The sequence below is a fragment of the Burkholderia sp. HMSC10F09 genome, assembly GCF_001806955.1.
In the GTDB taxonomy this organism is placed as follows: Bacteria; Pseudomonadota; Gammaproteobacteria; order Burkholderiales; family Burkholderiaceae; genus Burkholderia; species Burkholderia multivorans.
On sequence record NZ_KV786867.1, the window covers coordinates 14,588 to 32,698 of the forward strand.

Here is an 18,111-nt window from a genome sequence, read left to right on the forward strand (position 1 = left end):
CACGAGCGCGACCGATGCGCCGGCGCCGGCCGACCAGCCGTCCGAGTTGCGGAACTCGTCGAGCGCCTGCTGCGTCATGAACAGGAACACGATCGCCTTCGACTGCGCGCCGGCCTGCAGGCCGACCGACAGCGACGACGTGTTGTAGTAGCCGACGGTGCTGCCGCCGACGCGCAGTGCGCCGTTGCCGGACTGGCCGCCGACGATGAAGCCGGCCTGCAGCACGTTCGGGAACACGAGCACGCCGCGCGCCTTGGCGACCAGGTCGCGCGAACCCGGTACGGTCGAATACAGGCGCGACAGCGTCGCGTTGACGCTCGCGTCGATCGATTCGCGCTTCGATGCGCTCGTCGAGGCGGTGTCGGACTTGTTCGGCGTGGTCGTGCAGCCGGCGAGTGCGAGACTGCCGAGCATCACGGCGGCGGCGGCTTTCATGGCGAGGGATTTCTGCATGGCGGTTCTCCTTCGTTGTCTGGTTGAGGACGGGCGGGGCGGCCGGCCCCGTTCAACGGCGGGCAAGGAGCAGGCCCGCAACGAACGCGAGGCCGGCGACGACGCCCGCGGTCTGCCACGGGTTCTCGTGCACGACCTGCGACACGCGTTCGGCCGAATCGCGCAGTCGCGCGGCTGCGGTGCCCGACGCGTAGTCGAGCGTGCTGCGCGCTTCGTCGAGGCGTGCCTGCACGCGCTTGCGCAGCGCGGCGATATCGCCGTCGCCGTCGTTCTTCAGCAGATCTTCGAGTTCGTCGACCAGCCCGCGCAGATCGTCCTGCACGTCCGCCTGCAGATCGCGGGCGGCGGAACGCGTCGTGCGGCCCACGCGCCGGCCCGTGCGCCGGACTTCGGACAAGCCGCGGTCGAGCTTGTGTTCGATCGAGTCGGTGAGCGCCATGGTGTTTATCCTCCTTTGGTCCACGCAAAAAGTTTGACGATAAGGCGAATCGCAACAACGAATGTGATTCCGATAACCGAATCAAGTTTCGAAACCCGTTTCGATTGGTTTGCCTGACGGCCCGGTCGCCCGCCGCACGCGGCCGCGCGGCCGATAAAAAATGCGCGGTTCGAACCGGGCAACGTGTGAGACGACCGTGCGAACGAAAGTGCGGTAAATATCGCGTCGGCGACGTGTCCGGTAAATAGTGCCGTTGCATGGCTTATGTTGATGCAATTGCACCATGCGCCTCTTGAGCTGGAGCAGCATCCGTGCCCGCTCGCGCCCGCCTGCGCGCGAGCCGCACGGGACGGGGCGCGGCGGGCGGTATGCCGCGGCGCACGGTGGCCGCCCGGCAGGCACGGAATGCGCGCGACGCGCATGGTGTTGTAATCGAGCACCGATTGCGCGAGCAGTCGGATGCCGGCGCGTTCTTGCGCGCGTGACAGCGGCGGCCGTCGGTACGACAATCCGGAATCCCGCCCGCGCGCCGGCCCGCATCGGCCGCATCGCCGCGATGCAGCGCATTTGCACAAGGAGACACACTCATGTCGTACATGCTGTTGATCGTCGAACCGACCGATCAGCGTGCCGAACGCACGCTCGAGGAAGGGCAGGCGCTTTACGCGCGGATGGTCGATTTCGCCGAATCGCTGAAAGCGCGCGGCGTGCTGCGCGCGGTCGAATCGCTCGAGCGCTCGGAGCGCGGCACGCGCGTGCAGGTACGCGACGGCGAGACGCGCATCGTCGACGGCCCGTTCGCCGAGGCGAAGGAGATGGTCGGCGGCTTTTTCCTCGTCGACGTCGAGACGCGCGACGAAGCGCTCGACATCGCGCGCGCGTGCCCGGCCGCGCAATGGTGCACGGTCGAGGTCCGCGCGGTCGGTCCGTGTTTTCTGTGAGGCCGCGCCGCGTCGGCGCCTGTCCGTCGTTTGACTAGGTATTTACCCTGATGCGATGCGCCGCGCGTCGATCCGGCCGCGGGCCGTTCGTCGTTCGGACAAGGCGTCGATGAATCGATGCCGTTTTCCACCGACGACAAGGAGCGAGCGATGCGATTCATGATCATGGTGCGGGCGAATGCGGTCAGCGAGTCCGGTGCGTTGCCGGACGACCGGCTGGTCGAGGCGATGACGGTCTATCACGAGGAACTCGCGAAAGCGGGCGTGCTGCTCGACGCGACGGGCCTGCAGCCCAGCGCCCAGGGCTGGCGCGTGCGATACACGCGCGGCAAGGGCACGGTGATCGACGGGCCGTTCGCGGAAACGAAGGAACTGATCGCCGGCTACACGCTGATCCAGGTGCGCTCGCGCGAAGAAGCGCTCGAATGGACGCGCCGCTTCCCGGCACCGTTCGGCGCCGAGATGGATGCGGAGATCGAGGTGCGTCCGCTCCTGGAACTCGACGACCTGACGCCGAGCGACGCGGTCGAGCGGTTCCGCGACATCCAGACCGGCCTCGGCCACGCAGTCTGACGCTATCGTCACCGGAGCGAGCGCCATGCACAACGCGATCTTCGTGAATCTGCCCGTGACCGACCTGCCGCGCGCGCAGACCTTCTATCAGGCGCTCGGCTTCGCGATCGAGCCGGCCTACACGACCGAGCAGGCCGCCTGCCTGCGGATCGGCGCCGCGATCTTCGCGATGCTGCTCGTGCGGCCGTTCTTCCAGACCTTCACCGACAAGACGATCGTCGAACCGGCGACGCACGTGCAGATCCTGCCGTGCCTGTCGTGCGAGAGCCGCGACGAGGTCGATCGCGTGGTGGCCGCCGCGCGCGCGGCCGGCGGCACCGTGCCGGACGCGCCGGACGAGTATCCCGGCATGTATGGCCATGCGTTCACCGATCCGGACGGCCACGCGTGGGGGCTGATCCATGTCGAACCGGGCGCGCATGCCGCGGCGGAGGCATCGTGACGCATGACGCGACGCATCGTGCCATCGAAGCCGTGTGGCGCATCGAGGCGCCGAAGATCATCGCGCGGGCCGCGCGCGTGGTACGCGACGTCGGCGTGGCCGAGGAGCTTGCGCAGGACACGCTCGTCGCCGCGCTCGAGCACTGGCCGGTCGACGGCGTGCCCGACAATCCGGCCGCGTGGCTGATGACGGCCGTGAAGCGGCGCGCGCTCGATCGGGTCCGGCAGGAAGCGCTGCATGCGGCGAAGCGCAGCCAGCTCGGCCACGAGCTCGACGCGCTCGAAGCGCACGTGGTGCCGGACATCGCCGATGCGCTCGCCGACGCGCGCGACGACGACATCGGCGACGATCTGCTGCGACTGATCTTCACGGCGTGCCATCCGGTGCTGTCGACCGATGCGCGCGTCGCGCTGACGCTGCGGCTGCTCGGCGGCCTGACGACGGGCGAGATCGCGCGCGCATTCCTGACGCCGGAGCCGACCATCGCACAGCGGATCGTGCGGGCGAAGCGCACGCTCGCGGCCGCGCGCGTGCCCTTCGAGGTGCCGGCCGCCGACGCGCGACCTGCGCGGCTCGCGTCGGTGCTCGAAGTGATCTATCTGATCTTCAACGAAGGCTATGCGGCGACGGCCGGCGACGACTGGATGCGCCCGGCGCTCTGCGACGAGGCGCTGCGGCTCGGCCGCGTGCTGGCCGGGCTCGCGCCGAACGAAAGCGAAGTGCTCGGGCTCGTCGCGCTGATGGAACTGCAGGCGTCGCGGATGCATGCGCGCACCGATGCGCAGGGCAGGCCCGTGCTGCTGCTCGATCAGGATCGCGGCCGCTGGGATCCGCTCTTGATCCGGCGCGGGCTCGCGGCGCTCGAGCGCGCGACGAAGCTCGGCGGCGTGCGCGGGCCTTACGCCCTGCAGGCGGCGCTGGCCGCGTGCCACGCGCGCGCGCGCCGTGCGGCCGACACCGACTGGGCGCAGATCGTCGCGCTGTACGACGCGCTCGCCGAAGTCGCACCGTCGCCCGTCGTCGAATTGAATCGCGCGGTCGCGGTCGGCATGGCGTTCGGGCCGGCCGCCGCGCTCGAACTCGTCGACGCGCTGCGCGACGATCCGGCGCTCGCGCGCTATCACTGGCTGCCGAGCGTGCGCGGCGACCTGCTCGCGAAGCTCGGCCGCGCCGACGAAGCGAAGGCCGAGTTTCGCCGCGCGGCGGAGCTGACGCGCAACGAACGCGAAAGGGAGCTGCTGCTCAAGCGCGCGACCGACGCGTGATTCAGCCGGCGCGCTTTCGCCTGCCGCCCGCGCGCTATCGGCCGGATTGAAAAAGCCTATTGGGGGTAGCGCGCGCGAGCACCTAGATTAAAGAGCACGATACGTGCCGCGCACGCATGCATCGCTCCCCACATACTTCATCGGCCCGGTCTTTTACGCGGCCGCGCCGACTCGAACGGAGGCGCAAATGGCTGAACTCAAGGGCAGCAAAACCGAAGAGAACCTGAAGGCCGCGTTTGCCGGCGAATCGCAGGCGAACCGGCGCTATCTGTATTTCGCGTCGAAGGCCGACGTCGAAGGCCAGAACGACATCGCCGCGCTGTTTCGCTCGACCGCCGAAGGCGAGACCGGTCACGCGCACGGCCACCTCGAATATCTGGAGACCGTCGGCGATCCGGCGACCGGCCTGCCGTTCGGATCGTCGCGGCTGAACCTCGAATCGGCGATCGCCGGCGAGACGCACGAATACACCGACATGTATCCGGGCATGGCGAAGACGGCGCGCGAAGAAGGCTTCGACGAGATCGCGAACTGGTTCGAGACGCTCGCGAAGGCCGAGCGCAGTCACGCGAACCGCTACACGAAGGCACTGGAAGGCCTCGTCGACTGACGCGGCCGCTCGCGCGCCACCGTTCGTCCGTCGCTGCCCGCCCCGCGCGGGCCGCGCTGGCGCGCCTGCGCGCGCCGCTGGAGCATCCCATGCCTCACAAGGAAGGCAGTCTCGAAGCGCCGACGCGGCATCCGCTCGACTGGCAGTCGGACGCGTTCTACGACCAGGCCGCCATCGATGCGGAGATGACGCGCGTGTTCGACATCTGCGCCGGATGCCGTCGCTGCGTGTCGCTGTGCGGCGCGTTTCCATCGCTGTTCGACCTCGTCGACGACACGCCGTCCGGCGACATCGACGAAGTGCCGAAGCAGGCGTTCGGCAACGTCGTCGATCAGTGCTATCTGTGCGATCTCTGCTACATGACGAAGTGTCCATACGTGCCGCCGCACGCATGGAACGTCGACTTTCCGCATCTGATGCTGCGCGCGAAGGCCGCACGCTACAAGCGCGGCGAGGTCGCGCTGCGCGACAAGGTGCTGTCGAACACCGACGCGCTCGGCCATCTCGCCGGCATCCCGGTCGTCACGCAGACGGTGAACGCGGTGAACCGCACGCCGCCCGCGCGCCACGCGCTCGAGGCGGTGCTCGGCGTCGACCGCCGCGCCTGGCTGCCCGAGTTCGCGCCGCGCACGTTCCGGCGCGGGGCCGCGCGCTCGTCCGCACCGCCGGTGCGCGACGGCGAACGCACGCCGGGCAAGGTCGCGGTCTACGCGACCTGCTACGTGAACTTCAACGAACCGGGCATCGGCCACGACCTGCTCGCGATCCTCGCGCACAACGACATCCCGTACGAACTCGTGACGCGCGAAGCGTGCTGCGGCATGCCGATGCTCGAACAGGGCAATCTCGCCGGCGTCGCCGCGAAGAAGGCAGCGAACGTGCCGGTGCTCGAACGCTACGCGCGCGACGGCTACGCGCTGCTCGGCGCGATTCCGAGCTGCGTGCTGATGTACAAGAGCGAGCTGCCGCTGATGTTTCCGGACGACGCGGCAGTGCGCGCCGTCGCCGACGCGTTCTGGGATCCGTTCGAATACCTGATCGCGCGGCATCGCGACGGTCTGCTGAAGACCGATTTCACGCAGGCGCTCGGCACCGTGTCGTATCACGTGCCGTGCCACGCGCGCGTGCAGAACATCGGGCGCAAGACGGCCGACGCGCTGTCGCTCGTGCCCGATACGCGCGTGAAGGTGGTCGAGCGCTGCTCGGGACACGCCGGCACGTTCGGCGTGAAGAAGGCGTTCCATGCGGACGCGATGCGGATCGGCGGCCCGGTGTTCGCGGCGATGGCCGAACCGCAGCCGGACGTGATCGCGTCCGACTGTGCGCTGGCCGGCCATCACATCGCGCAGGGCATCGACGAAAAGGGGCTGCGGGCGGCGCCGCTCGCGCATCCGCTGACGCTGCTGCGACGCGCATACGGCATCTGACCGACGACGAACGAGGACATGGCGATGACGCTGACCCGCGATTCCCTGCTGACGCTCGAAGCGTACGCGAAGATCCGCAAGGCCGAACACGCACGGCTCGTCGCCTACAAGCGTCGTCGTGCGGTGTCGCTCGGCAACCATCTGCGCTTCCTGTTCGAGGACGAGACGACGATCCGCTATCAGATCCAGGAGATGCTGCACATCGAGAAGATCTTCGACCAAGCGGGCATCGAAGGCGAACTCGAAGCGTATCTGCCGCTCGTGCCGGACGGCACGAACCTGAAGGCCACGATGCAGATCGAGTACGAGCACGAGGCCGAACGGCGCGCGGCGCTCGCGCGGCTGATCGGGATCGAGGATCGCGTCTACGTGCAGGTCGACGGGCACGAGCCGGTGTATGCGATCGCCGACGAGGATCTCGAACGCGACAACGCGCAGAAGACCTCGGCCGTGCATTTCGTGCGCTTCGAACTGAGCGCGCCGATGCGTGCCGCGCTGAAGGACGGCGCGGCGCTGTCGATCGGCTGCGACCATCCCGCCTACACGTTGCCCGCGCAACCGATCGATCGCGACGTGACGACGTCGCTGGTCGGCGATCTGCGCTGATCTCGCGCACTCGCACGCTTGCATGCAGGGAAACACCGTGCGTGCCGCGTCACGTCGCTTTCATTGCTCGCAGAGAAACAATTAAAAGATTGTGCATCGGGATAATCGACGCGCGGGCGATTCGAATGATTTACCGATTCGCGTGCGTTTTGTTACGTATTTATCCAGGATTTACCGATTTCAACGGAAGCGCAGCCATTTTGTTACCGGATAGGGTCGGATCACGTGCCGAGCGCTGTCGCGGCGTGCGCTGCGACATCCCGCAGAGCCCCGTCCCGCGGGCCTTTGCGGCCGCGCCGATAAACATCGCTTAAAAAAATCGATCGATAAACGGAATCGGCATGTTTGGCAGGTTGTTTCAGTACGTAACATTAAGTCATTGTCATATTGAGACAAACCCTAGCGGTGGTATGCTTCGTGCACAAAAATTCCCACATTGGAGTGAGACCGCGATCTGTGCGCCATTGCCGGGAATCGCGGCACCGTCGCTGTGCGGTGTCGAGCCGGCATGCACAACCGGATAACCATAATGTGCAACCTGGCCGCCGCCGCGACCTGTCGCAGCGGCGCCGCCGATCGCAGCCCCGGCCTGGCTGCGTGGAGAGATCTACTATGTTCTTCGATGAGCTTAACGATGAAGAGTGGTTTCGTCTTTCACCGCTGATCGCCGATGAACCCATCCGGCTGAACCGCCGGGGCCGGCCGCGCGCGGAGCCGCGCGTCGTCGCCAATGCGGTGCTCTGGATCCTGACCACGGGCGAGGCCTGGTCGAAATTGCCGGGACGCTATCCGTCGGGCCCTACGTGTCGTCGCCGCTATGAGGAATGGCTCGCGAACGGCACGCTGCTGCAGATGATCGACGTGCTCACGCAGTTCAGCGGCCGCACGTTCGCCTACGTGCCGCCGCCGCCCGCACCGGCCGCGCCCGCGTGCCCCGCGGAACCGGCGCCGGAAGCCGCGCGCCTGCGCGGCGTGTTCTGGCAGAACCCGGAGTCGTGGCAACTGCCGGTCGCGCAATCGCCCGCGTGGAACGGCGAAGGCGCGTCGCACGTCGCCCCGCACGACGAAGAGGAGGCGCCGCGCCGCACGTCGTTCGCGGTGCCCGGCTCGCCGCTGCGTCATGCGCGCGTGTCGTCCGCGAGCTTCGGCTCCGCCGAGCCGCAGATCGACGAGTATCGCGGCTATACGATCTACGGCATCGCGCAGCCAGTGCAGAACCTGATGTATCGCGCCTGGGCCGAGATCGTGCAGGACGACCGGCGCGTCGAACGCTCGGGGCTGATCGGCCCGCGCTTCACCGATCCGGAGGAAGCCGAGCAGTATGCGCTCGACTGGGCGCGTCAGTGGGTCGACCGACACGGTGCAAGCGACACGCCGCTGCGTGCGCCGCAAAGCGAAGTGATCGCCGGGCTGTCCGCGCTCGCGCGTGCGGAGTCGGACATCAAGCGCTTCATCGCCGAGCGTCGTTCTTCGGGCGCGCTGGCGGAGAGCCGCAACGATCCGGGGCAGGGCGATCGCCACGAATACGCGTATCGCGTCGGTTGAACGGCGCGTACGCGACACGCGCGGGCCTTGCCCGCGTGCGTTCGACGACCAGCCGTTCGATGCCGGGGTGCCGCGATGCGGCGCCCCGTTTTTTTTCGCGTTACTGACGGCCGTACGTATCGTCGAAGCGCACGATGTCGTCTTCGCCGAGATACGCGCCCGACTGCACCTCGATCAGCTCGAGCGGCATCTTGCCGGGATTCTCGAGGCGATGCGAGACGCCGAGCGGGATATAGGTCGATTCGTTCTCCGACAGCAGGAAGGTCTCGTCGCCGCGCGTGATGCGCGCGGTGCCGCGCACGACGATCCAGTGCTCGGCGCGATGATGATGCATCTGCAGCGACAGCCGCGCGCCGGGCTTCACGACGATGCGCTTCACCTGGAAGCGCTCGCCCATGTCAACCGAATCGTAATGGCCCCACGGACGATGCACCTTGCGGTGGTCGGTCGCTTCCGCGCCGTGTTCGGCCTTGATGCGCCCGACGATTTTCTTCACGTCCTGCACGCGCGACTTGTCGGCGACGAGCACGGCGTCCGGCGTTTCGACGACGACGAGATTATGCGTGCCGACGCACGCGACGAGCCGGCTTTCCGCATGCGCGAACGTCGAGTCGGCATTCTCGAACAGCACGTGGCCGCGGCCGACGTTGTCCGCATCGTCCTTCGGCAGGATCTGCCAGATCGCGTCCCACGACCCGACGTCGGACCAGCCCGCATCGAGCGGCACGACGACGCTTTCGCAGAGCGACGGCCGGTTCGCGAGCGGCTCCATCACGGCGTAGTCGATCGAGTTCGACGGCGACGCGGCGAACGCGTCGCGATCGACGCGGAAGAAGTCGCCGTCGTCGCGACCCTGCGCGATCGCCTGCTCGCAGGCCGCATAGATCGCGGGCTCGAGTTCGCGGATCGCGTTCAGCCAGACCGACGCGCGCACGATGAAGATCCCGCTGTTCCACCAGTATTCGCCGGACGCGACGTACTGCTGCGCGAGTTCGAGATGCGGCTTCTCGACGAAGCGGTCGAGGCGGCGCACGTCGAGGCTGCCGGTGCCGGCGTCGCCGAGCGGCGCGCCGACGCGGATGTAGCCGTAGCCCGTCTCCGCGCGATCGGGCACGATGCCCATCGTCGCGATGCGGCCTTGCGCCGCGCAGTGCACGCCGGCCGCGACGGCCGCGTGAAAGCGCGGCAGATCGGCGACCGCATGGTCGGCCGGCATCACGGTCATGACTGCATCGTCGCCGCTCGCGACGATCTTCAGCGCGGCCAGCGTCAGCGCGGGCGCGGTGTCGCGGCCGATCGGCTCGAGCACGATCGATGCGCGCTTGCCGGTCAGACGCAACTGTTCGGCGGTCGTGAAGCGATGATCTTCGCCGCAGACGATCAGCACGTCGTCGTTCAGCGGATGGCCGGCCGTCAGGCCGTCGAGACGCAGCGCGGTGGACTGCAGCAGCGAATGGTCGCCGAGCAGGCCGATCAGCTGCTTCGGATAGTGTTCGCGCGACATCGGCCACAGGCGCGTGCCGGAACCGCCGGCAAGGATCACCGGCTGCACGGCGACGCGCGTGCCGACGGCAGGGGCGGCAGCGGCGACGTCGTGCGTGTCGGCCGTCACGGTCGGGGCATTCATGATGGCACTCTCCTCGATTGAAGTCAGTGCCTTTCGTTGTAGCACGAAGTAAATCGACAATAAAATCGAACGCCTTTGTCTATCATTGCCGTTTCATTGCCACGGGAAAATTTTCCGCGCCTCGCGGGCAGCACGATAAAAAAATAAAAAATAATTCGGCGCACCGGCCGCCGAGATAGACCCGACAACGGGTTCAGGCCGACGAAATGCTTCCGAAATATGCGCGTCGGTGGAAATAAGCGGGAAAACATGCCGATTTAATTCGCGAACCGCGCGGCAAGAATTGCCGATTATTTTTCGAAATACTTGTGCGCTTGCGGGAGGAATTTTCTTGTCGGTTCAATAGCGACATGCAACGTTTGAATCGAAGGTGCGGCACGGGCTGCACGAGGAGCTGTTCGGCAAACGACTGTTCAAAGAGGAAGCGAACATGTTGAGCGTGCTGGCGAGAGTCATCGATATCGCGATGGTCGTGGCGGGAGCGCTGATCGCCGCCGCGCTGCATCGCGGCAACGTGTGGTTCAGCGACCTGCAGCGCACGATGGTGCTGTTCGACTGCCTGCTCGTCGTCGTGTGCTTTCCTGCATTCGGCATCTATCAGTCCTGGCGCGGCAAGCGGCTCGTCGGGCTGATGGGCCGCGTCGCGTTCGCATGGCTCGTCGTCGAGCTTGCCGGCATCCTGATGAGTTTCAGCTTTCATCAGTCGGGCGAACTGTCGCGGCTGTGGCTCGGCTACTGGGCGATCGCGACGGTCACGCTGCTCGCCGGCTCGAAGGCGTGCGTGCATGCGGTGCTGCGGCGGCTGCGTCGCGGCGGCTTCAACCTGAAGGCGGTCGCGATCGTCGGCGGCACGCCGGCTGCGCGGCGGCTGATCGCGCAGATGCGTGCGCGTCCGGAGGCGGGCTTCAACCCGGTGTGCGTGTACGACGAGGACGCGGCGCCCGGCGACGTCGCGCTCGACGACGTGCGTATCGAGCGGCAGTTCGAATCGCTGGTCTGGCTCGTGCGCAGCCGCGCGATCCGCGAGCTGTGGCTGACGTTGCCGATTTCGGAAGAGCGGCGGATTCATCAGATCGTCACGGTGTTTCGTCACGACTTCGTCAACATCCGCTTCATTCCGGACGTGCGCAGTCTGTCGTTCTTCAACCAGGAAGTGGTCGAGGTGCTCGGCGTGCCGGCCATCAACCTCGCGGCGTCGCCGATCACCGACGTGCGGATCCTGCCGAAGTTCGTGTTCGACCGGATGTTCGCGCTTGCCGCGCTCGTGATGCTCGCGCCGCTGATGCTCGTGATCGCGTGCCTGATCAAGGCGACCTCGCCGGGGCCCGTGTTCTTCCGGCAGAAGCGCAAGGGCATCGACGGACACGAGTTCGAGATTTACAAGTTCCGCTCGATGAAGGTGCATCAGGAAGCGGCGGGCACGGTGACGCAGGCAACGAAGAACGACTCGCGCGTGACGCCCGTCGGCCGGTTCCTGCGCCGCACGAGCCTCGACGAACTGCCGCAGTTCATCAACGTGCTGAAGGGCGAAATGTCGGTCGTCGGTCCGCGTCCGCATGCGCTCGCGCACGACGACATCTACAAGGATCTGGTCAAGGGCTACATGTTCCGCTACCGGATCAAGCCCGGCATCACCGGCTGGGCGCAGATCAACGGCTATCGCGGCGAGACCGACCAGATCGAGAAGATGATGGGGCGCGTGAAGCTCGATCTGTACTACATGCAGAACTGGTCGTTCTGGCTCGACATCAAGATCGTCGCGCTGACGCTGTGGAAAGGCTTCACGGGCAGCAACGCGTACTGACGCGGCGCCGCATGCGCGGCTTCACGAATTTCGAATCATTGGTCAAGAGGTCCGACACATCATGAATCTCACTATCATCGGCAGCGGTTACGTAGGTCTGGTCACGGGCGCCTGTCTCGCCGACATCGGCCACGACGTGTTCTGTCTCGACGTCGACCAGGCGAAGATCGACGTGCTGAACGACGGCGGCGTGCCGATCCACGAGCCGGGCCTGAAGGAAGTGATCGCGCGCAACCGCGCGGCCGGCCGCCTGCGTTTTTCGACCGACGTCGAGGCGGCCGTCGCGCACGGCGACGTGCAGTTCATCGCGGTCGGCACGCCGCCCGACGAGGACGGCTCGGCCGACCTGCAGTACGTGCTCGCGGCCGCGCGCAACATCGGCCGCTACATGAAGGGCTTCAAGGTGATCGTCGACAAGTCGACGGTGCCGGTCGGCACCGCGGAGCGCGTGCGCGCGGCGGTCGCGGAAGAGCTCGCGAAGCGCGGCGACGATTCGATGTTCTCGGTCGTGTCGAACCCGGAGTTTCTGAAGGAAGGGGCGGCGGTCGACGACTTCACGCGGCCCGACCGCATCGTGATCGGCTGCGACGACGACGTGCCGGGCGAGCGCGCCCGCGAGCTGATGAAGAAGCTGTACGCGCCGTTCAACCGCAATCACGAACGCACGCTGTACATGGACGTGCGTTCCGCCGAATTCACGAAGTACGCGGCCAACGCGATGCTCGCGACGCGCATCTCGTTCATGAACGAGCTCGCGAACCTCGCCGACCGTTTCGGCGCCGACATCGAATCGGTGCGGCGCGGGATCGGCTCCGATCCGCGCATCGGCTATCACTTCCTCTATGCCGGCTGCGGCTACGGCGGCTCGTGCTTCCCGAAGGACGTCGAGGCGCTGATCCGCACGGCCGATGAACACGGGCATACGCTGCAGATCCTGAAGGCCGTGTCGTCGGTGAACGCCGCGCAAAAGCGCGTGCTTGCCGAGAAGATCGTCGCGCGCTTCGGCGAGGATCTGACGGGCCGCACGTTCGGCCTCTGGGGGCTCGCGTTCAAGCCGAACACCGACGACATGCGCGAGGCGCCGAGCCGCGAACTGATCGCCGAGCTGCTGTCGCGCGGCGCACGCGTCGCCGCGTACGACCCCGTCGCGCAGCGCGAGGCGCGCCGCGTGCTCGCGCTCGATCTCGCCGATCGTCCGGAGTGGCTCGAACGGCTCAGCTTCGTCGACGACGAGGCGCAGGCCGCGCGCGATGCCGATGCGCTCGTGATCGTCACCGAATGGAAGGCGTTCAAGAGCCCCGATTTCGCCGCGCTCGGCCGGCTGTGGAAAGCGCCCGTGATCTTCGACGGCCGCAACCTCTACGAGCCCGACACGATGAGCGAGCACGGCATCGAGTATCACCCGATCGGCCGTCCGGGCTCGCGGCAGGCCGTCGCCGCGCGCGCGCCGGGCGCCGCCCGCGCCAGCGCGTGACCGGTGCACGCGCCGTTTCCCGCTACTCGTCACGACACGCCATGTTCCGGAACATCCTGATCGTCTGTCACGCGAACGTCTGCCGCAGCCCCGCGGCGGAAATGCTGTTCAAGTCGCACGCCGCATCGCGCGGCGGGCCGCGTGCGACGTTTCATTCGGCCGGCGTTCGCGCGAACGACGGCGACGGCATCGATCCGGTGATGCGGCGGCTGCTCGCCGAGCGCGGCGTCGATGCGACGACGCACCGGTCGCGGCGGCTGTCGCGCCGGATCGTGCGCGACGCGGACCTGATCCTCGTCAGCGAGCGTGCGCAGATCGCGGCCGTGGAAGCGATCGATCCGTTCGCGCGCGGCAAGGTTCATCTGCTCGGCAAGTGGGAAGACGCCGAGATCGCCGATCCGCATGGCGGCCCCGAGGCCGACTATCGCGAGAGCTACTCATTGATCGAACGTCTGGTTCAAGGATGGCTGCAAAAACTATGCTGAAACGCTCGATGCGCCCGGTGGCGCTTGCCGTCGCGCTGACGACTTTCCTGTCCGCGTGCGCGACCGCCCCCGGCAACTACCTCGACTCGTCGAACCTGAAGGACGACGGCCGGCAGGGCCAGCCCGAAACCTATCCGGTTCATTACATCGACGCCAAGCTCGTGATGGACCAGCTGCAGAAGCAGCAGGTCGAGCATCCGCTGCCGCCGGGCCGCTATACGGATCCGTCGCAGTACGTGTATCACGTCGGCCCGCAGGACATCCTCGGCGTCACCGTGTGGGATCACCCGGAGCTGACGACGCCGCAGGGCCAGTCGTTCTCGAGCGGCGGCAATACGACGCAGACCGTCGCGGGCGCGCTGCAGCAGCCGTATACGAGCGCGCTGCCGGGCCAGGCAGATCCGTACGGACAGACCGTCGCCGCGGACGGCACGATCTATTTCCCGTTCGTCGGGCGCATCCGCGCGGCCGGCAAGACGGTCGGGCAGATCCGCGACGAACTGACCTCGCGCCTCGCGCGCTACGTGAAGAATCCGCAGATCGACGTGCGCGTGCTGTCGTTCCGCAGCCAGAAGGTGCAGGTGACGGGCGAGGTGAAGCAGCCGGGCCCGCTCGCGGTCAGCGACGTGCCGCTGACGCTCGTCGACGCGATCTCGCGCTCGGGCGGCTCGACGGCCGAGGCCGACCTGCAGCGCGTGCGCCTCACGCGCGACGGCAAGCTGTACACGCTCGACGCGAACGGCGTGCTCGACCGCGGCGAAGTGCGGCAGAACGTGATGCTGCAGCCGGGCGACATCATCAACGTGCCGGACCGCAGCGACAGCCGCGTGTTCATCATGGGCGAGGTGAAGACGCCGGTCACGGTGCCGATGCTCAAGGGCCGCCTGACGATCGCCGATGCGCTGACGGCCGGCGGCGGGATTCTCGACACCGACGCGAACCCGCGCAAGATCTACGTGATGCGCGGGATGCGCGACAACCCGACGAAGCCCGAAGTGTTCCGTCTCGACATGACGCAGCCCGACGCGCTGATGCTGTCGAGCCGCTTCCCGCTGCAGCCGCTCGACGTCGTGTACGTGAGCACCGCGGGCTCGGTGCAGTTCAACCGCGTGCTGCAGCAGGTGCTGCCGACGATCCAGACGATCTTCTACATGCGGCAGATCACGCGCTGACGCCGCACAGGGCGGCCATCCGCCGGGGCGGCGTCTGCGCCCCGGCACCACTCAAGCGGGAACGAATGGTGAACACGCAAGTGAAACACTCCTACGCGGATCCGACCGCGAAGACCGACGAAGAGGACGTCGTCCTCGGCCAGCTGCTGCAGGTGATCCTCGACGACATCTGGCTGCTGCTCGGCATCGCGGTGGCGGTCGTCGCGCTCGCCGGCCTCTACTGCTACGTCGCGAAGCCGGTGTATCAGGCGGACGTGCACGTGCGCGTCGAAGGCAACGACAACACGACGCAGGCGCTCACGCAGACGCAGACCGGCGCGATGATCAACAGCGGCCCGCAGCAGGCGCCGACCGACGCGGAGATCGAGATCATCAAGAGCCGCGGCGTGGTCGCGCCGGTCGTCGAGCAGTTCAAGCTGAACTTCTCGGTCGTGCCGAAGACGATCCCGCTGCTCGGCAGCCTCACGGCGCGGCTTGCGACGCCCGGCGAACCGGCGCGTCCGTGGCTCGGCCTGAAATCGTACGCGTGGGGCGGCGAGATCGCCGACATCGACTCGATCAACGTCGTGCCCGCGCTCGAGGGCAAGAAGCTGACGCTGACGGCCGGGCCGAACGGCAACTACGTGCTGACCGACGAGAACGGCATGCGGCTGCTGACCGGCCGCGTCGGCGAGTCGGCGCAGGGCGGCGGCGTCACGCTGCTCGTGCAGAAGCTCGTCGCGCGCCCCGGCACGCAGTTTACGGTTACGCGCTACAACGATCTCGACGCGATCACCGGCTTCCAGTCGGGCATCCAGGTGTCCGAGCAGGGCAAGCAGACGGGCGTCGTGCAGATCTCTCTCGAAGGCAAGGATCCGGAGCAGACGGCCGCGATCGCCAACGCGCTCGCGCAGTCGTATCTGCACCAGCATGTGATCGCGAAGCAGGCCGAGGCGACCAAGATGCTCGACTTCCTGAAGGGCGAGGAACCGCGCCTGAAGGCCGATCTCGAACGCGCGGAAGCCGCGCTGACGCAGTACCAGCGCACGTCGGGCTCGATCAACGCGAGCGACGAGGCGAAGGTCTATCTCGAAGGCAGCGTGCAGTACGAACAGCAGATCGCCGCGCAGCGGCTGCAGCTCGCGTCGCTCGCGCAGCGCTTCACCGATTCGCATCCGCTCGTGATCGCCGCGAAGCAGCAGCTCGCGGAACTGCAGGGCGAGAAGGAGAAATTCAGCAACCGCTTCCGCAGCCTGCCGGCCACCGAAGTGAAGGCCGTGCAGCTGCAGCGCGACGCGAAGGTCGCCGAAGACATCTACGTGCTGCTGCTGAACCGCGTGCAGGAGCTGTCGGTGCAGAAGGCCGGCACGGGCGGCAACATCCATCTGATCGACTCGGCGCTGCGTCCGGGCGCGCCGGTCAAGCCGAAGAAGGTGCTGATCCTGTCGGCCGCGGTGTTCCTCGGGCTGATCCTCGGCACGGGCGTCGTGTTCCTGCGCCGCAACCTGTTCCAGGGCATCGAGGATCCGGACCGCGTCGAGCGCGCGTTCAACCTGCCGCTCTACGGGCTCGTGCCGCAGAGCGCCGAGCAGGCGAAGCTCGACGCGGCGGCCGAGAAGAGCGGCGGCCGCACGCGGCCGATCCTCGCGAGCCTGCGTCCGAAGGATCTCAGCGTCGAAAGCCTGCGCAGCCTGCGTACCGCGATGCAGTTCGCGATGATGGACGCGAAGAACCGCGTGATCGTGCTGACCGGGCCGACGCCCGGCATCGGCAAGAGCTTCCTGACCGTGAACCTCGCGGTGCTGCTCGCGCATTCGGGCAAGCGCGTGCTGCTGATCGACGCCGACATGCGCCGCGGCGTGCTCGACCGCTACTTCGGGCTGACCGCGCAGCCGGGCCTGTCCGAACTGCTGAGCGGCCAGTCGGCGCTCGAGGAGGCGGTGCGCGAAACGCCGGTGCAGGGGCTGTCGTTCATCGCGGCCGGCACGCGTCCGCCGAATCCGTCGGAGTTGCTGATGTCGGCACGGCTGCCGCAATACCTCGAAGGGCTCGGCAAGCGCTACGACGTCGTGCTGATCGATTCGCCGCCGGTGCTCGCGGTGACCGACGCGACGATCATCGGCCGCATGGCAGGCTCGACGTTCCTCGTGCTGCGCTCGGGCATGCACACGGCGGGCGAGATCGCGGACGCGATCAAGCGGCTGCGCACCGCGGGCGTCGATCTCGAAGGCGGGATCTTCAACGGCGTGGCGCCGAAGACGCGCGGCTACGGCCGCGGCTATGCGGCCGTCCACGAATACCTGAGCGCATGAACGCGCTGCACGACACCGGGCCGTCGCGCGATGCGGCCGCCCGGCCGACGGGAGAACCGACCATGAAAATTTCCGTGCTCGTTCCGACCTACCGGCGCCCGGCCGACCTCGCGCGCTGCCTGCTGGCGCTGCAGCGTCAGCAGCGGCTGCCCGACGAGGTGATCGTCGTCGCGCGTCCGGAGGACGACGCCACGCACGAACGGCTCGCCGATCCGGCGGTCGGCAGCGGGCTGCCGCTGCGGATCGTGCCGGTCGACGTGCCGGGGCAGGTCGCCGCGTTGAACAAGGGCCTCGACACGGCAAGCGGCGACATCGTTGCGATCACCGACGACGATGCGGCGCCGCGCGCCGATTGGCTCGCGCGGATCGAGGCCGCGTTCGCGGCCGATCCGCGTGTCGGCGCGGTCGGCGGACGCGACTGGGTGCACGAGAAGGGCCGCGTGCTCGACGAGTCGCGCGAATGCGTCGGCCGGCTCACGCTGTCCGGCAAGATCATCGGCAACCACCACCTCGGCGTCGGCGGCGCGCGCGAAGTCGACACGCTGAAGGGCGCGAACATGAGCTATCGGCGCGCGGCGATAGCCCGCCTGCGCTTCGACACGCGTCTGCGCGGCGCGGGCGCGCAGACGCATAACGACACCGCGTTCAGCATGGAAGTGCAGCGCGCCGGCTGGAAGCTGATGTACGACCCGGCGATCGCGGTCGATCACTATCCGGCCGAGCGCTTCGACGACGACCGGCGCGACGCGGCATCGCTGAACGCGATCGCGAACGGCGCATACAACCTGCAGCTGACGCTGCGCGAGCATCTGCCGCCGCTGCGGCGCGAGATCGCCTGGTGGTGGTGGACGCTCGTCGGCACGCGCGTCTATCCGGGCCTCGCGCACCTGCTGCTCGCGCTGCCGACGTCGCGCCGCGCGCGCGTGCTCGCGCACTGGCGCGCCGTACGCCGCGGCG

17 protein-coding genes are annotated in these 18,111 nt (G+C 67.6%); 14 read left to right on the forward strand and 3 right to left on the reverse strand.

What is annotated here, in order from left to right:
* A partial coding sequence (locus HMPREF3115_RS23990) for a BPSL1445 family SYLF domain-containing lipoprotein (protein ID WP_256276414.1) occupies positions 1–453 on the reverse strand: 453 nt, incomplete at its 3' end.
* 52 nt (positions 454–505) lie between these two features.
* Positions 506–892 (reverse strand): ElaB/YgaM/YqjD family protein, encoded by a 387-nt coding sequence (locus HMPREF3115_RS23995; protein ID WP_006398038.1) that lies wholly within the window; start codon positions 890–892, stop codon positions 506–508.
* A 587-nt stretch (positions 893–1,479) separates the two neighbouring features.
* Between HMPREF3115_RS23995 and HMPREF3115_RS24000 the strand changes: the two genes are divergently transcribed.
* The 8 genes from HMPREF3115_RS24000 to HMPREF3115_RS24035 all read left to right on the forward strand — a co-directional run bounded on the left by HMPREF3115_RS24000 (position 1,480) and on the right by HMPREF3115_RS24035 (position 8,301).
* Positions 1,480–1,833, forward strand: a complete 354-nt coding sequence (locus HMPREF3115_RS24000; RefSeq protein WP_006404189.1) for a YciI family protein — start codon at positions 1,480–1,482, stop codon at positions 1,831–1,833.
* A 150-nt stretch (positions 1,834–1,983) separates the two neighbouring features.
* Complete coding sequence (locus HMPREF3115_RS24005; protein WP_035488200.1) at positions 1,984–2,406, forward strand: YciI family protein; 423 nt, start codon at positions 1,984–1,986, stop codon at positions 2,404–2,406.
* A gap of 25 nt (positions 2,407–2,431) precedes the next feature.
* Complete coding sequence (locus HMPREF3115_RS24010) at positions 2,432–2,848, forward strand: VOC family protein (protein WP_053297856.1); 417 nt, start codon at positions 2,432–2,434, stop codon at positions 2,846–2,848.
* Positions 2,845–4,113, forward strand: coding sequence for an RNA polymerase sigma factor (locus HMPREF3115_RS24015; RefSeq protein ID WP_006404186.1), 1,269 nt, complete (start codon positions 2,845–2,847; stop codon positions 4,111–4,113). The genes HMPREF3115_RS24010 and HMPREF3115_RS24015 overlap by 4 nt, the downstream gene beginning before the upstream one ends.
* A 187-nt stretch (positions 4,114–4,300) precedes the next feature.
* On the forward strand, positions 4,301–4,723 hold the full coding sequence (locus tag HMPREF3115_RS24020) for a rubrerythrin family protein (RefSeq protein WP_006399380.1): 423 nt from the start codon (positions 4,301–4,303) through the stop codon (positions 4,721–4,723).
* Between the two features lie 89 nt (positions 4,724–4,812).
* Positions 4,813–6,150 (forward strand): heterodisulfide reductase-related iron-sulfur binding cluster, encoded by a 1,338-nt coding sequence (locus HMPREF3115_RS24025; protein WP_065495457.1) that lies wholly within the window; start codon positions 4,813–4,815, stop codon positions 6,148–6,150.
* Positions 6,151–6,174: 24 nt separating this feature from the next.
* Positions 6,175–6,756, forward strand: a complete 582-nt coding sequence (locus HMPREF3115_RS24030; protein ID WP_035946745.1) for a DUF3501 family protein — start codon at positions 6,175–6,177, stop codon at positions 6,754–6,756.
* A 612-nt stretch (positions 6,757–7,368) separates the two neighbouring features.
* Positions 7,369–8,301 carry a transposase gene (locus HMPREF3115_RS24035; protein ID WP_006404182.1) on the forward strand — a complete coding sequence of 311 codons (933 nt, stop codon included), beginning with the start codon at positions 7,369–7,371 and terminating at the stop codon, positions 8,299–8,301.
* 100 nt (positions 8,302–8,401) lie between these two features.
* Here HMPREF3115_RS24035 and HMPREF3115_RS24040 read toward each other — a convergent pair whose 3' ends face one another.
* Entirely contained in the window at positions 8,402–9,928 is a 1,527-nt protein-coding gene (locus tag HMPREF3115_RS24040) for a mannose-1-phosphate guanylyltransferase/mannose-6-phosphate isomerase (RefSeq protein ID WP_006404181.1), read from the reverse strand.
* A 430-nt stretch (positions 9,929–10,358) separates the two neighbouring features.
* Between HMPREF3115_RS24040 and HMPREF3115_RS24045 the strand changes: the two genes are divergently transcribed.
* The 6 genes from HMPREF3115_RS24045 to HMPREF3115_RS24070 form a co-directional block, all read left to right on the forward strand.
* Positions 10,359–11,732: an undecaprenyl-phosphate glucose phosphotransferase gene (locus HMPREF3115_RS24045; protein WP_035488198.1), complete on the forward strand. Its 1,374-nt coding sequence runs from the start codon at positions 10,359–10,361 to the stop codon at positions 11,730–11,732.
* A 61-nt stretch (positions 11,733–11,793) separates the two neighbouring features.
* Positions 11,794–13,206 (forward strand): UDP-glucose dehydrogenase family protein, encoded by a 1,413-nt coding sequence (locus tag HMPREF3115_RS24050; RefSeq protein WP_006399390.1) that lies wholly within the window; start codon positions 11,794–11,796, stop codon positions 13,204–13,206.
* Between the two features lie 41 nt (positions 13,207–13,247).
* The gene (locus HMPREF3115_RS24055; RefSeq protein ID WP_006399391.1) at positions 13,248–13,691 is read left to right on the forward strand and encodes a low molecular weight protein-tyrosine-phosphatase; all 444 of its coding nucleotides are present in this window, start codon (positions 13,248–13,250) and stop codon (positions 13,689–13,691) included.
* Positions 13,685–14,863 carry a polysaccharide biosynthesis/export family protein gene (locus HMPREF3115_RS24060; RefSeq protein WP_069221276.1) on the forward strand — a complete coding sequence of 393 codons (1,179 nt, stop codon included), beginning with the start codon at positions 13,685–13,687 and terminating at the stop codon, positions 14,861–14,863. Before HMPREF3115_RS24055 ends, HMPREF3115_RS24060 begins: the two co-directional genes overlap by 7 nt.
* A 65-nt stretch (positions 14,864–14,928) precedes the next feature.
* Positions 14,929–17,154, forward strand: coding sequence for a polysaccharide biosynthesis tyrosine autokinase (locus tag HMPREF3115_RS24065; RefSeq protein ID WP_070556379.1), 2,226 nt, complete (start codon positions 14,929–14,931; stop codon positions 17,152–17,154).
* Positions 17,155–17,216: 62 nt separating this feature from the next.
* Positions 17,217–18,111, forward strand: an 895-nt coding sequence (locus HMPREF3115_RS24070) for a glycosyltransferase family 2 protein (RefSeq protein ID WP_070556383.1), incomplete at its 3' end; no start/stop codon positions are given.

Coding starts and splice junctions, on each gene's coding strand:
- HMPREF3115_RS23995 (WP_006398038.1), bottom strand. CDS start 892: ATGGCGCTCACCGACTCGATCGAACACAAGCTCGACCGCGGCTTGTCC.
- HMPREF3115_RS24000 (WP_006404189.1), top strand. CDS start 1,480: ATGTCGTACATGCTGTTGATCGTCGAACCGACCGATCAGCGTGCCGAA.
- HMPREF3115_RS24005 (WP_035488200.1), top strand. CDS start 1,984: ATGCGATTCATGATCATGGTGCGGGCGAATGCGGTCAGCGAGTCCGGT.
- HMPREF3115_RS24010 (WP_053297856.1), top strand. CDS start 2,432: ATGCACAACGCGATCTTCGTGAATCTGCCCGTGACCGACCTGCCGCGC.
- HMPREF3115_RS24020 (WP_006399380.1), top strand. CDS start 4,301: ATGGCTGAACTCAAGGGCAGCAAAACCGAAGAGAACCTGAAGGCCGCG.
- HMPREF3115_RS24025 (WP_065495457.1), top strand. CDS start 4,813: ATGCCTCACAAGGAAGGCAGTCTCGAAGCGCCGACGCGGCATCCGCTC.
- HMPREF3115_RS24030 (WP_035946745.1), top strand. CDS start 6,175: ATGACGCTGACCCGCGATTCCCTGCTGACGCTCGAAGCGTACGCGAAG.
- HMPREF3115_RS24035 (WP_006404182.1), top strand. CDS start 7,369: ATGTTCTTCGATGAGCTTAACGATGAAGAGTGGTTTCGTCTTTCACCG.
- HMPREF3115_RS24040 (WP_006404181.1), bottom strand. CDS start 9,928: ATGAATGCCCCGACCGTGACGGCCGACACGCACGACGTCGCCGCTGCC.
- HMPREF3115_RS24045 (WP_035488198.1), top strand. CDS start 10,359: ATGTTGAGCGTGCTGGCGAGAGTCATCGATATCGCGATGGTCGTGGCG.
- HMPREF3115_RS24050 (WP_006399390.1), top strand. CDS start 11,794: ATGAATCTCACTATCATCGGCAGCGGTTACGTAGGTCTGGTCACGGGC.
- HMPREF3115_RS24055 (WP_006399391.1), top strand. CDS start 13,248: ATGTTCCGGAACATCCTGATCGTCTGTCACGCGAACGTCTGCCGCAGC.
- HMPREF3115_RS24060 (WP_069221276.1), top strand. CDS start 13,685: ATGCTGAAACGCTCGATGCGCCCGGTGGCGCTTGCCGTCGCGCTGACG.
- HMPREF3115_RS24065 (WP_070556379.1), top strand. CDS start 14,929: ATGGTGAACACGCAAGTGAAACACTCCTACGCGGATCCGACCGCGAAG.